The sequence below is a fragment of the Salisediminibacterium beveridgei genome (assembly GCF_001721685.1).
GTDB lineage: Bacteria > Bacillota > Bacilli > Bacillales > Salisediminibacteriaceae > Salisediminibacterium > Salisediminibacterium beveridgei.
In genome coordinates, this window is the sequence record NZ_CP012502.1 from 3244543 (window position 1) to 3258220 (window position 13678).

Annotated in this window: 16 protein-coding genes and 1 riboswitch; of the genes, 11 read left to right on the forward strand and 5 right to left on the reverse strand. The window is 47.3% G+C overall.

Annotated elements, in window-relative coordinates:
* Positions 1-161 precede the first annotated feature (161 nt).
* Entirely contained in the window at positions 162-509 is a 348-nt protein-coding gene (locus tag BBEV_RS15220; protein WP_407690233.1) for an avidin-fold protein, read from the forward strand.
* A 60-nt stretch (positions 510-569) separates the two neighbouring features.
* A complete protein-coding gene (locus BBEV_RS15225) occupies positions 570-1244 on the forward strand; it encodes a YesK family protein (protein ID WP_069366238.1) in 675 nt (224 codons plus the stop codon).
* A 13-nt stretch (positions 1245-1257) separates the two neighbouring features.
* Here the strand turns inward: BBEV_RS15225 and BBEV_RS15230 are convergent, their stop codons facing one another.
* Positions 1258-1584, reverse strand: coding sequence for a hypothetical protein (locus tag BBEV_RS15230; protein ID WP_157101009.1), 327 nt, complete (start codon positions 1582-1584; stop codon positions 1258-1260).
* 112 nt (positions 1585-1696) lie between these two features.
* Positions 1697-1933 carry a helix-turn-helix transcriptional regulator gene (locus BBEV_RS15235; RefSeq protein WP_069366240.1) on the reverse strand — a complete coding sequence of 79 codons (237 nt, stop codon included), beginning with the start codon at positions 1931-1933 and terminating at the stop codon, positions 1697-1699.
* 252 nt (positions 1934-2185) lie between these two features.
* Between BBEV_RS15235 and BBEV_RS15240 the strand changes: the two genes are divergently transcribed.
* The 9 genes from BBEV_RS15240 to nrdG all read left to right on the forward strand — a co-directional run bounded on the left by BBEV_RS15240 (position 2186) and on the right by nrdG (position 10512).
* Positions 2186-2476 (forward strand): hypothetical protein, encoded by a 291-nt coding sequence (locus BBEV_RS15240; protein ID WP_069366241.1) that lies wholly within the window; start codon positions 2186-2188, stop codon positions 2474-2476.
* 15 nt (positions 2477-2491) lie between these two features.
* Positions 2492-2677, forward strand: a complete 186-nt coding sequence (locus tag BBEV_RS15245; RefSeq protein WP_069366242.1) for a hypothetical protein — start codon at positions 2492-2494, stop codon at positions 2675-2677.
* Positions 2678-2720: 43 nt separating this feature from the next.
* Entirely contained in the window at positions 2721-3257 is a 537-nt protein-coding gene (locus BBEV_RS15250) for a GNAT family N-acetyltransferase (RefSeq protein WP_069366243.1), read from the forward strand.
* A 29-nt stretch (positions 3258-3286) separates the two neighbouring features.
* A complete protein-coding gene (locus tag BBEV_RS15255) occupies positions 3287-3649 on the forward strand; it encodes a VOC family protein (RefSeq protein WP_069366244.1) in 363 nt (120 codons plus the stop codon).
* 141 nt (positions 3650-3790) lie between these two features.
* Positions 3791-3978, forward strand: a riboswitch (cobalamin riboswitch).
* A gap of 177 nt (positions 3979-4155) precedes the next feature.
* A complete protein-coding gene (locus BBEV_RS15260) occupies positions 4156-6435 on the forward strand; it encodes a ribonucleoside-diphosphate reductase subunit alpha (protein ID WP_084007427.1) in 2280 nt (759 codons plus the stop codon).
* Positions 6436-6646: 211 nt separating this feature from the next.
* Positions 6647-7690 carry a ribonucleotide-diphosphate reductase subunit beta gene (locus tag BBEV_RS15265; protein ID WP_069366245.1) on the forward strand — a complete coding sequence of 348 codons (1044 nt, stop codon included), beginning with the start codon at positions 6647-6649 and terminating at the stop codon, positions 7688-7690.
* Positions 7671-8159: a flavodoxin domain-containing protein gene (locus BBEV_RS15270; protein WP_069366246.1), complete on the forward strand. Its 489-nt coding sequence runs from the start codon at positions 7671-7673 to the stop codon at positions 8157-8159. Before BBEV_RS15265 ends, BBEV_RS15270 begins: the two co-directional genes overlap by 20 nt.
* A complete protein-coding gene (locus BBEV_RS15275; protein WP_084007428.1) occupies positions 8156-10042 on the forward strand; it encodes an anaerobic ribonucleoside triphosphate reductase in 1887 nt (628 codons plus the stop codon). The genes BBEV_RS15270 and BBEV_RS15275 overlap by 4 nt, the downstream gene beginning before the upstream one ends.
* Positions 10039-10512 carry an anaerobic ribonucleoside-triphosphate reductase activating protein gene (gene nrdG / locus BBEV_RS15280; RefSeq protein ID WP_069366247.1) on the forward strand — a complete coding sequence of 158 codons (474 nt, stop codon included), beginning with the start codon at positions 10039-10041 and terminating at the stop codon, positions 10510-10512. Before BBEV_RS15275 ends, nrdG begins: the two co-directional genes overlap by 4 nt.
* A gap of 142 nt (positions 10513-10654) precedes the next feature.
* Here nrdG and BBEV_RS15285 read toward each other — a convergent pair whose 3' ends face one another.
* The 3 genes from BBEV_RS15285 to BBEV_RS15295 all read right to left on the reverse strand — a co-directional run bounded on the left by BBEV_RS15285 (position 10655) and on the right by BBEV_RS15295 (position 13639).
* A complete protein-coding gene (locus tag BBEV_RS15285; protein WP_198155021.1) occupies positions 10655-11635 on the reverse strand; it encodes an Rpn family recombination-promoting nuclease/putative transposase in 981 nt (326 codons plus the stop codon).
* A gap of 257 nt (positions 11636-11892) precedes the next feature.
* The gene (locus BBEV_RS15290; RefSeq protein WP_069366249.1) at positions 11893-12723 is read right to left on the reverse strand and encodes a carbohydrate ABC transporter permease; all 831 of its coding nucleotides are present in this window, start codon (positions 12721-12723) and stop codon (positions 11893-11895) included.
* Positions 12724-12739: 16 nt separating this feature from the next.
* Complete coding sequence (locus tag BBEV_RS15295) at positions 12740-13639, reverse strand: carbohydrate ABC transporter permease (RefSeq protein ID WP_069366250.1); 900 nt, start codon at positions 13637-13639, stop codon at positions 12740-12742.
* Positions 13640-13678 lie beyond the last annotated feature (39 nt).

A 13678-nucleotide genomic window follows, 5' to 3' on the forward strand; every position in this document is an offset into this window, starting at 1 on the left:
GTATGTACACAGTCTTTTTCGATTATACCGTAATTATTGCGGGTTCCGAAAGAAGTCTGCTTAGATCAACAGATTTCGAATGGATTTTTCTATTTCAAAAGGGAATTTATGATAAAGTTAGGTTGTTGTAATCATATACTTTCACTACCTTCAAGAGAGAGGTGGAAAAATTGATCAATTACAATAGGCGCACTTTTGTATCTAAATCGAATACGGAAAATGGCGAAGTGTCATCTGAAACATATTTTGAGTATAGTCAGGAAGAGAATATTCTGACTGCAACCTACTCTGGGGGAGACATTGTAAAGGGTCGCTTGATTGGTATGGTCAGTGACGATGGGACGTTAAGATTTCGATACAACCATGTAAACATCCATCATGAACTGCGAGGTGGAGAGTGTCATTCCACTCCGGAAATACTTAGTAATGGAAAGATCCGTCTTCATGAGCAATGGCGATGGCTTGATAAAGATCAAAATGAGGGAAGTTCAATTGTCGAAGAAGTTTGATTTTCATTTTATATATCGTCGTTTGAGTAAATAACATGACTTTTAGAGGGTGGTCTTTATATGTTTCCAATCATAGCAGGAGGCTTATTTTTAGGTGCAATCATTTATATGTTTACTTTTATTGTTTGCAAACAAACCGGACAATATTATTTAGCACCTCTAATGACATTTCTTTTTTCGATTCTCATTACAGCCTTTGGGATGTTTGTGATTGGCGGTTTTGAAGGAATGGCCTATGGTTTTTTAGCAACAGGTTTTTTACTTGTCAGTATTATTGGTGCACTTTTCCTTCCCTTATTTGTTCGTAAAAAGGAACCTCAAAAATTGAAGCGTACAGATAAAGTCAGTCTTTTTATTTTACCGATTCTGTTCTTTACGATGATTGGACTCACCCTTTATTCTGACCAAGGCTATTGGGTGATTGACCAGGGTACAATGACCTATGATGAGACTTCCAGCAGGAATGGCGATTATTATCGCATGTCCACGATTTCGGAGGGTAAGAAACAATTATCGCTCAGGTTAGGTGAAGACTATCTGGGTAAAGCCATTGAAGTCGATCATGTCAGTCGATGGGGCTCTACAGAAATAACGGTTCGAATTGTCGAAGGTGACGATGAAACGAAAACGCCTTATCTTTCGATTGGTCTGAATGAAATAAAAGAACCACTTCAGGTGAAAACAACAGACGGCGTGGAGTTTGAATCGATTTTGGACTTAGATAGAAATGAATAAACCACCTGGCAGCTCAATACATTTTACTATATAATAGATAACTTCCAACCTTTAATACTATGGTTACAGTCAGGATAGTTACCGCCGTATTAAATGCAGGCATATTAAGCATCGCGGTTGTAGCCGTAATAAATAGTATAAATAACAACAAAAGGTCAACGACTATTCCCCCACTTTTATCATGCAGGAATTGTTGTCGCTCATCGCTTTCTTTTTTTGATTGAGATATCAGTTTTCCCCTGCTAGTTAACATTTTTTTATGACGTATAATTTGGATAATCACATACATCAACCCGCCAAAGACGATCCATCTGCTGACATTTTCAGCTAAAGTCGTCATGTATCGTGTATCTCCCCATCCCATCTCCCCGACGAATACCATATATAGGAACATAAGTATCAAGACGGTCCAAAGAAATCGAATTCGTATTTTAATTCTTTCTGAGAAAGGTCTATTGTTGAATGTGTTCATCATGCAAATCCTCCAATTCTTTGTTTTCTTGTAAACAAAACAGTTCCTCGATCGTTACTTCAAAAAAACAGGCGATGCGATAAGCTAACATGAGCGATGGTTTGTACTTTCCTTTTTCCAAAGAGATGATCGTCCTTGATGACACATGAACTTGATCAGCCAGTTCTTTTTGTGTCATGTTGTACTGAAGTCGATAGACTTTTATATTGTTTTTCAAGAATGATACCCCCTCATAACATGAAGCTTACTTCACGTGAAGCTAACTTCATGTTAGCATTAATGTGTCTTTTTGTGAAGCAATATTCAGGATGCCAAGGTGATTCTCAGGTCCTCTGTCTTACTCGAACTATATAATTTTGCACGTGCAACCTCGCATAAAGAGATTAGAAACTGGTATATTTCTGTTAAATCAAAAGAATTATGATACAGTTAAGATATCTGCAATAATCAGATATGAAAGGAGATCACAATGGAACAATCAACTGGCTTCGATGTATTTTTTACATTGCTACTTTTCCTGATCATTTTTTCACCATTTGTCTTCTCAAGAAGACAAAAAGAACAAACTGAATGGACCGGGTGGAGAACAATCGTAAAGTCCAGATGGTTTGGTATTCCGCTGATCTTCCTGTTGTTATTCTCTTATTTCGGCTTTTTGAACATTGCCTTGACCGTTACTTTTTCCGTTTTGATCGCTTTTTGTATCTCACTCGCAGCCAACACCTTGACTCATATCTTGAACAGACGACTTAGGGAATAGGGCGGGGGGTTGACCGTGGATCAACGAATTATAAATATGCTCGTGATCTTCCTGACAGGTGCTGTGACTTTGCTATTTTTTGAATTTTACGTGGGCATCGCGTTCGGGATGTATCATCTGATCATCATTGGCTTTAGTATCTACGCGATCGTACAGAATCTCCGTGCCTTACAAAAACGGCGTACCCCATCGCTTCAGTAAACCTCAAGGCCAAAGCGACCATCACTTGCAGGGAGGAAACACGATGTTTCAAGCTACGATCGATTCAGACACCTATTTAGCACTTTTGGAACCCCGCCATGCAAAAGATTTATATCACATCATCGATGCAAGCCGTGACCACTTAGGCGCATGGCTTGCTTTTCCTGAAAAGACGACCAACATCGCAGATTCAGAAGCGTTCATAAAATCCTCGTTAAAACGATTTGCTGAAGACGATGGCTACTGGGTTGGCATTTGGCATCAGGGACAAATGGCGGGATCCATCGGATTCTTATACATGGATCAGGATGCCCGAAAAACGGAGATCGGGTACTGGCTTGGCTCCGGATTCGCCGGAAAAGGGATTGCGACAAAAGCTGTTACAACCATGATCAATCACGCTTTCCATAACCTGAATCTGAACAAAGTTGAGATCAATGTCGCAACGGAAAACAAAAAGAGCCGGGCCATTCCCGAACGTCTTGGGTTTACACAGGAAGGAATCATTCGTCATTATGAATATCTGAATGGCGTCTATCTTGACCGGGTGATCTACGGCCTTTTGCAATCAGAATGGTGAATGGACAAACACACCGAAGGAGGACGCATATGATTACAGGACTGCATCACGCGCAAATCACGATTCCTAAAGGAGCCGAAGAACAAGGAAAGGCCTTTTACTGCGGCATATTGGGGTTACCGGAAATTGAAAAACCCGATGCCTTAAAAGGCAGAGGTGGCTTCTGGTTACAAGTGGGCGACCGTGAAGTTCACGTGGGCACAGAAGATGATTTTGACCGCTACACAACGAAAGCACATGTGGCTTATCAGGTGGATGATCTATCCTACTGGAAGACGGTAATGGAAGAAAACCAAATCGCCACCCTCCCCTCCGTTCCCATTCCACACTTCGACCGCTTCGAATTCCGGGACCCTTTTGGTAACCGGGTAGAACTCATCCAGCCGCTGTAATTCCTTCCTCATACTTGGACTCACTTTCCCAATAGGCCTTTTGCCACGAAAAAAATCAAGACTTGTTTTTTACAAAAAGATCCGGTAGACTGTGGGTTATGGTATATATAGATCTACCAATGAACTTTCAACACAACATATAGTATGACCCGTGATCATGGTGTCCACGCGACTGAAAAGGGAATCCGGTTTAATTCCGGAGCTGTTCCCGCAACTGTAAGTGCTGACGAATCACGCGCAACCACTGCCTTTTAATTTTTAATAAGGTGGGAAGGGCGTGAAAAGGCTGACGCACGAGCCAGGAGACCTGCCATGATCCACGTAAGATCGTCCTCTTCGGGAACTGGGAGGGCAGATCACGGCTCGTCCTGGTAACGGCGCATGTATCCTGATGGATTCTGTACAACGGAGTCCCCGCGCTGACCTGCACTCGTCTGATCTGTTCACCCCGTTTCCCTTTGAGGAGACGGGGTTTTTTGTCATCCAAATCGAAGGAGTGAGTCATCATGAGTATTACATTGAATGAAGGGTTACAACAGCGACTGGAAGAGATTGCAGGCACACATCAGGTAGAACTGAGCCAACTGACAAAAGGCGATCCACTTCAAACCGTCCTTCACCGCATCCCCCACAAGGATTTGATGCAGGACGCATTAAACCGGGTCTCCATGTCCGAACCCGGCTGGACCTACATCGCCGCAGCACTCTATCTCGACAACCTCTACCAGGAAGCAGCCGAAACGAGAAAGCTTGGTCAAACAGGCGGCTATCATGACTTCGGCAACCTGATATTTGAAGGTGTTCGCCGGGGGCTCTATGACCATCGTTTGACGGAAGCCTATACCTTCACTGAACTTGAAGAAGCCGGTGCCATGCTCGATGGCCAAAAAGACCTTCTCTTTCAGCATACAGGGTTGTTTCTCTTGGCAGACCGCTACCTGACACGAACGACGGACGGTGAGCTGTACGAGTTACCGCAGGAGCGGTTTCTCATCATCGCCCTGGTTCTCATGATGAACGAACCGGCGGAAACCCGTCTCTCCCATGTCCGGGAAGCTTACTGGGCGATGAGTCATCTCTACATGACGGTGGCCACACCGACACTGGCCAATGCAGGCAAGAGTCACGGTCAGCTGTCGTCTTGCTTCATCGATACCGTGGATGACTCCCTGGACAGCATCTATCTGAACAACTGGGATATCGCCCGCCTGAGTAAAGACGGCGGCGGAATCGGCGTCTATTACGGCAAGGTCCGTGCCCTGGGCTCTGACATTAAGGGCTTCAAAGGAAACTCCTCCGGGGTTGTGCCGTGGGTCCGGCAATTGAACAACACGGCCGTCAGTGTGGATCAGCTCGGCCAACGCCAGGGTGCCATTGCCATCTACCTGGACATCTTTCATAAAGACATCATGAACGGCTTTCTCGATTTGAAGACGAATAACGGCGACGAGCGCCGGAAAGCCCATGATATTTTCACCGGCATCAGCATCCCTGATCTCTTCATGAGAAAGCTCGAAGAAAAAGACGAAACCGGCAAAAGCGTCGGTGAGTGGCACGTGTTCTGCCCTCATGAAGTCAAACAGACCATGGGCTGGACCGATGAGTTCGGGAACAAACTGGGTCTTGAGGACTTCTATGACGAAAAAGACCAGCTCTATTTTACAGAAAAATACGAAGAAGCGGTGGCCCATCCACTCCTGCCAAGACAGACCTACCGCGCGATGGATATTATGGCCCGGATGATGGTTTCCCAGCTTGAAACCGGTACCCCGTTCTTCTTTTACCGGGATGAAGTGAACCGCCGGAATGCCAATAAACATACTGGTTCACCAGGACGAACAGCGATTTATTCCAGCAATTTGTGCACGGAGATTGCCCAGAACATGTCCGCCACCACCATTCAAAAAGAATACGAAACCGCTGAAGGTGATCAGGTGATTGTCCGCCGGCCAGGGGACTTCGTCGTCTGCAACCTCTCGTCCATCAACCTTGGCAATGCGGGAAATCAGATGACCTTGCAGCGCCTTATTCCGATTCAGATGCGCATGCTCGACAACGTCATTGATCTGAACAACCTCCCTGTCCAGCAGGCGCAGCGCACGAACCGCAAATACCGTGCTGTGGGGCTGGGCACCTTCGGCTGGCACCATTACCTGGCGAAAAACGCCATCCACTGGGAGTCGGAAGAAGCCGTCACCGAAGCGGACAGGCTCTATGAGAACATTGCCTACCTGAGCATCAAAGCGTCCAAGGAGCTGGCGAAAGAAAAAGGGGCCTACCCGGCATTTTCCGGATCTGAATGGGCATCCGGCGCCTACTTCGAGCAGCGGGAGTACGTTTCAGAAGAGTGGCAGGAATTAAAACAGGACGTGCAGGAACACGGGGTTCGAAACGGCTGGATGATGGCCATAGCGCCAAACTCCTCCACTGCAAAAATCGGCGGCTCCACCGACGGAATCGATCCGCTGTATGCCGTGGAATTTGCCGAAGAGAAAAAGAACTTCAAATTTCTCGTCACCGCACCGGAGCTCGATCACAACACGTACCCGTATTACCGCAAAACCCGCCATCAGCTCGACCAGAAGTGGAGTATCCGGCAAAACGCTGCCCGCCAGCGCCATATCGATCAGGGCATCAGCTTCAATCTGTACGTGCATCACAATATCCGCGCGAAAGAACTCCTGGACCTGCACCTGGATGCCTGGAAGCAGAAGCTCAAGACCACCTATTACATTCGCAGCACCTCACAAGAAGAAATCGAAAGCTGTGACGTATGCGAAAGCTGACGGTCTGATCAACGTTTGTATTCATAAAGATTAGCATTAAATGAGTGACAGGCGGCGACGCTCGAGGGATTAGCGCAGTCCGAAAATCCACTTTCGCAAAGCGAAAGTTAGTTGAGGACAAGCCCCTGAGCAAGCGTCCGCCGTAAGCGAATGAAATATACGATGATCAACACAGAGGCTCATAAAATAAACAATAAAAGGAGCGATTCCCATGATCCACGAACCGATGACCCGGATTCCGTTATTGAATCCCCAATTCCCAAATCGCGCCACAGGGCTGATCCACGGAGAAGCCTCTGGCATTCTCAACTGGAATGACATCGCTTATCCGCAGATGTACGATCTGTACCAGACGCTCCTCGCCAACTTCTGGAAAGCGCAGGAGATCAACATGCAGGACGACATCAAACAGTGGGCCACACTCTCGGATACGGAACAGGATGTGTTTCTCAGGATCAACACCCAGCTGGCCTCTTTGGACAGCCTGCAGACGCCGACGATGAGTCAGGTCATGGATTATGTCACCGATCCATCCTTCAAGGCGATCTTCGCCGTCGTTGCCCAGCAGGAAGCGGTGCACAATGAATCGTATTCCTATGTGCTGAGCTCCCTGATCCCCCAGCAGGATCAGGCCGAACGCTTCGATGAGGCAAAGAATGATCCCCTCATTCAAAAACGAAATGACGTCATTTTAAACGCCTATGAACAGTTCCGGCAAAACCCGTCACCCCAGAACCTGTTTGAACTGGCCGTCCAGTCACTGAATCTTGAAGGGGTCTATTTTTACGCCGGATTTGCCTTCTTCTATCACCTGGCCCGCCAGCAGAAGATGCTGAAGACGAGCACGATGATCAGCTACATCCAGCGTGACGAAATGCAGCACGCCTACTATATGTCCCAGTTCATCCGCATTCTCTTAACGGAAAATCCGGATCTGAACACGAAGGAAAATGTGGATTATATTTACGAGGCCATGGACAAGGCCGCATCTCTTGAAAAAGAGTGGGCGAACGTCATCCTGTCGGACATTGACGGCATTGACCTGAGCGAATTTCACGGCTACGTGAACTATCTGGTGAATAAGCGCCTGAGACAACTGGGCCTTGCCAATCTCTATCCCGATCAGGACAATCCGATGCCATGGATTCATGTATTCAGTGATTCCATGATGAATCAGACGAAATCGGACTTCTTTGAACAAAAGTCCAGATCCTATACAAAGGTGACATCCAACAATGGCTTTGACGAATTATAACCCGAAGATTGTCATCTTGCCCTATTCCATGACAGGCAACACCCGGGCAGTGGCGGACTTAATCCGCGACTTGTCCGGGGATTATGCTGCAGAGATCCATCCGAACCCCGACCCCAAAACCGTTCCGGACCTGATCCGGTCAACGGATATCCTCATGATTGGTACATACAGTTGGGGAAACGGTGAGATCCCGGAAGGTTTTTCACCCATACTGGACGCCGTCAAATCCCATGCCGAACCGGGACTGATTACCGGTGTTTTCGGCACGGGAGACAGCTTTTATCCGGCATTTTGCGGCGCCGTGGACAGACTTGCTGAAGATCTTCATGACACTTGCTTCGTCGCAGAGCGTCTAAAGATCGAACTGATGCCCCAGCCTTCAGACATCGACAGATGCCGGACATTCATTCATACATTAACATCGCACTTAGCCATTGCCACACCAACACAAGGGGGAATCCGGTCATGACCCAGACCACATTGCATCCTGAACAACACGTGACAACGTCCCAATCGCTCATGGACGAGCTCGACCATGTCGTCACCTCAAACGATCCCAGCGTCACCCGGGAAAACGCCAACGTGGACAGCACGTCCCCAAGCGGGATGATGAACCGGTTTGCCAGCATTGCTGCCAAGTCCTATGCCAGGGAGCACCTGCTGTCTCCGGAAGTGAATGAGGCCATTGACCAGAACCTCATTCACATACACGACCTGGATTACTACGTGACCGGCACCACCACCTGCTGTCAGATTCCATTGGGGAAACTGTTGGCCACAGGCTTTGACACCGGCCACGGCTTCATCCGGCCGCCTAAAACCATTACCACCGCGATGTCCCTTGCAGCGATCATTTTCCAGAGCAACCAGAACCAGCAGCATGGTGGACAGAGCTATCAGGCGTTTGAGCGGGATTTGGCCCCTTTCGTTACACGATCTCTTGAGCGAAAGAAAGATACGATTCTCCGGCTCTCTCCTGATGAAGATCCCGTTCGCCTGGAGAAACTCGCCTGGGAAGAAACAGATCTTGAGGTGTATCAGGCTTGCGAAGCCTTTATCCACAACCTGAACAGCCTGCACTCAAGGAGCGGTGGCCAGGTCCCTTTCACCTCCATCAATTATGGTACGGACACCTCACCTGAAGGAAGACTGATTGTCCAAAACCTTCTGAAAGCAACGATGCGAGGTTTGGGACACGGTGAAACACCCATCTTCCCGATTCAGATCATGAAACTGAAAAAAGGGATCAACCTGAATCCTGAAGACCCGAATTACGACTTGTATCAACTGGCCCTTGAAACAACAGGAAAACGCCTTTTTCCGAATTTCAGTTTTCTCGATGCACCGTTTAATGAAGCACTCTATGACCCTGAACGGCCGGATACGGAAGTCGCCTATATGGGCTGCCGCACCCGTGTGATGCAGGATCGTCATGGGGACGACATCAGCGTCGGCCGCGGGAATCTGTCTTTCACGAGCTTAAATCTCGTCAAACTGGCACTGATGAGTCAGGATGAATCTGACTTCTTTCAACGTCTGGATGAGACTGCCAGACTCATCATCCGGCAACTGCTGGAACGATACCGGTATCAGTGCAAACAATCCCCTGCATCCTTTTCATTCCTCTTCGGTCAAAAACTGTGGATGAAGAGTGAACAGCTTGATGAAGGAGCAGCAATGGAAGACGTACTGAAGCACGGCACGCTAAGCATCGGTTTCATCGGTCTCGCCGAATGCCTCAAGGTGCTCACAGGAAACCACCACGGGGAATCAGAAACCGCCCAGTCTCTCGGACTTGCCATCGTTAAAAGGCTCCGTGATCTTTGTGACGAAGCAAGCAAAACCCATGACCTGAACATTACCCTGATTGCCACTCCTGCGGAAGGATTGAGCGGGCGTTTTGTAAAGCGTGATCACGAGGAATTCAGCACGATTCCGGGCGTTACAGACCGCTCCTACTACACCAATGCCTTTCATGTTCCGGTTTATTACTCGTGCCGCATTGCCGACAAAATCCGGATCGAAGCACCGTACCATGCATTGACAAACGCCGGACATATCAGCTACATCGAAGTGGACGGTGCCGTAAGCGGGAACCTTCAAGCGATGGATACCATTGTCCGGCACATGGCAGAGAGCGGGATCGGCTACGGCAGCATCAATCATCCTGTCGACCGCTGCCTGTATTGCAGCCACACGGGACCGATCGACACAAGCTGCCCGTCCTGCGGAAACGACGATTCGGACAAAATTGAACGCATCCGACGGATCACCGGCTATCTCGTCGGTTCCATGTCACGCTGGAATCCGGCAAAAACGGCTGAAGAATCGGAACGGGTAAAGCATCGATGAATCCGGTTGCTACCGCATGTATCCTCGACATTCGCCATGATTCCGTCGTGGACGGAGCCGGCTTGAGAAGCGTCGTCTTCTTTGCCGGATGTCCTCATCACTGTCCGGGCTGTCACAACCCGGAATCCTGGCATGAAGAAAATGGACGGCAAATCGACGTACAGGCCATTATCGATGAGCTGCTGGACAACCCCCTCACCAATGTGACCTTAAGCGGCGGCGAACCATTCAGTCAGGCCCGTGCAGCAAAAATAATCGCCACCGCATGCAAAAAAGCCGGTAAAGACATCTGGGTCTTTACCGGCTGGACAAAAGAAGAGCTCCTCGAGAGAGAAGATCCCGATGAACTGGCGCTTCTCTTCACTGCAGACACGCTGGTGGACGGCCGTTTTGATCAAAATCAAATCGACACCACACCATCCTTCCGTGGCAGTACCAACCAGCGCATTCTCAGCAGACCCTTCAGCTGACAAACGCCGGAAAAACAGCTGCCAAGCGTGCGATACTGTTGTGGCACTTCACGAACATTTCACGTCGTCAACTGCTTTAGGGCGATATGGGAAAAGCAGAACCCTTCAATCAGGATTCTGCTTTTTCAATTAATATTCATTTTTAATTCCTGAGCTCTTTTTTCATCCGATCAAATTCATTCTCATCGATATCCAACAATTCCATAATGGTTTCTTTGGATTCACCCCGATGCATCAACTTCCCGAAGATCTGTAATGTTTTTTGCATCTGTCCTTCTTGTCTTCCCTCTTGTCTTCCTTCTTTTTTCCCCATCTGTCTGCCCTCTTTTTTCAGTTCCTCTGCCAGACTCATAATGATTTCGCCTCCTTCCGGTTGAACCGTTTTCACCTGTTCATGGATTGTATTCAGACTTTCCCTTGTGAATTGACTGTTGCCTTCGAGCAAATATCTCAGTAATCGAATCACCTGTTCAGCATAACTGTCACTGATCTCGTGGATGGCACCCATTGTCAACAGGTCAATCAGCCTTTCCTCCAGCTGCTTCGGTTGATCCTCATGTACAAGTGAGAAAACTTCCAATGTGATGCGCAAAAAGGAATGCCTGATCAGCTTGATCGCTTCTCGTTCCTGCACATCAAACAACAGATAATCAAAATCCGGAATGAATGGGTCAAACATTTCCAGACTTTCAGCCTCGAACCCATCAAACACATATTTCGTGAAATTTGTGGAGCGGTTCCAGTGCTTTTTCCTTTGTGAGATCAGAATCGGCAGAATGAATGATTTCGGTTTGTTGTTCGTTTCACTCCGCCAGATTTCTGTCATATACGTCAAGAGCTGCAGGGATACATGCCGCTCTGAAAAACTTTTGTGCTCAAAGAGCAGGTACACTTTCCCCTGTTCGTTGTTTTTCATTTTAACATCAAACAACAGATCCGCAAATAACGCTGACTGGTCATTCGAAATGAACGTGTCTTTCCTTGTCCGAAGACTGCCTGTATCCATCCGTTGCCTGATCGATGCCGGTACGATCTTATCGATCAGCGCTGTTGTCAGTTCCGGGTCACTGAACATCTCCTTAAACATCATGTCGTGAATCGAATGGGATGCCAAATACTCCACTCCTCCTTCTGATTTTCCAACACCGTTTTGTGCAGAAAACGATGGGTAAACTTGTTCTTTCAGTGAGGAGGGGTGAAGTGCGATTGTTGCGCTCGTTTTTCCGACTGAATAACATCCATCTTTAGGGATGCTCATCTTCGATATTGGATACCTCCATTATACTGAACGCGAACATATGATTGCAATAAACCTTTATAATATATATTAAAAGCGACAAGTCCCCATTTCATACCGGAATCTTGTCGCCTTCGTTATTTTTATTTGTCACCTCTGAAGGATAACCCCTTCAGGAAATATTTATTAAACAAAATATACAATACCAGAACCGGCAGGGTGAACACCATCGATGCCGCCATGACATAATTCCAGTAGGTCGCATAGTCAGACTGGAAAGCATTCAAGCCTACCGGTAACGTGTACATCGACGCATCCGTCATGATGATTAGCGGAGCCATAAAATTGTTCCAAAAACCCATGAATACAAAGATGGCCATTGCCCCGATGGATGCTTTCGCCATTGGCATAACGATCCGGAAAAACGTGCCGATCCGGCTTAACCCGTCGATTGCTGCCGCTTCCTCAACCTCTTTCGGGAAGTTCACAAAGAATTGCCGCATCATAAAGATGAAAGTCGCATTGATCATACCTGGGACAATCAAACCCTGGTAGCTGTTCAACCAGCCAAGCTCCTTTAGGATCAGAAAGTTCGGAATCATCGTTACCTGTGCCGGAATCATTAAAACCGCCAGCACAATGATGAACCAGGTAGTGCGTCCAGGAAAGGCAACCCGTGCCAATGCGTACCCCGCCATGGAATTAAACACAATATTCAGTGCCGTTCCGATCACAGCAACGATCACACTGTTTAACAGCCATCTCGGAAACAATTCTTGTTCCGTGAAAATGGTGACGTAATTATCAAACGTGAAATTCTCCGGGAAAATATTCAGTCCTGCAGACAGAATTTCATTCAGCGGTTTAAACGACGCAGACAGAGCCCAGGCAAAAGGGAGCAGCGTAATCACCGCGTAACTGAATAACAGGATATAGAGAAATGCCTTCAGGTAGTTCGGTTGTTCTTTCTTCATTACGTGACTCCCCTTTCTAGTAAATCTCCTCGTTCTTTTGCATCTTACGCTGAATCAGGGTGGCAACGAGAATAATCAAGGCCAGAGACACCGCGAGTGCTGCTGCGTAACCCATCTGATTATTCGAGAATGCATATTGATAAATCAACAATACGACTGTCAACGTTGAGTTATTCGGTCCACCGGAGCCACCGGAGAACATATAAGACTGATCAAACAGCTGAAACGTGCCGATGATCCCGATAATAATCACAAATCCGGTCACTGGTTTCAGCATCGGGATGGTGACGTACAGAAATTTTTGAATCGCAGATGCCCCATCGAGTTCTGCAGCTTCATACAGTGATTCCGGAATATCCTGAAGGGCTGCCAGATAGATCACCATGAACATCGGTGCTGTTGCCCAGATATTCATAATCATAATGGAAATCAAAGCAACACTCGGATCATTCAGCCAGTTGTATGTAGGCAGTCCTACCGAACCTAGTATGGTATTAATTAAGCCATCGGGACGATACATCCACATAAAAATCATGACCAATACGGCAGACGAGGTTAATGTCGGTATAAAGTAGATGACCCTGAACCATTTCTCTCCCTTCATTCCTGCATTGAGTGTAGCCGCAAGAACCAAGGCAAGGATCGTCTGTGTCGGCACCACAATCGCGACATAGAATGCCGTATTTTGCAGGGCTATCAATGCTCGATCATCGTTCGCCATACGGATGAAATTATCAAACCAGACAAAATCAAAACTTGTTTCTCCCAGGAGATTCACGTCGTTAAACGCCAAATACAGTGCAAACAAAATCGGACCGATCAAAAAAACCAGAATGGTAAAAATCGCTGGTGACATGAACAGATACCCTTGTCCTGCTTCCCTCAGCTGACTTTTCGTCATTGTAAAACGTGCCATAGTACTTGAACCCCTTTCTTCTGGCATGCATGGCCAGAA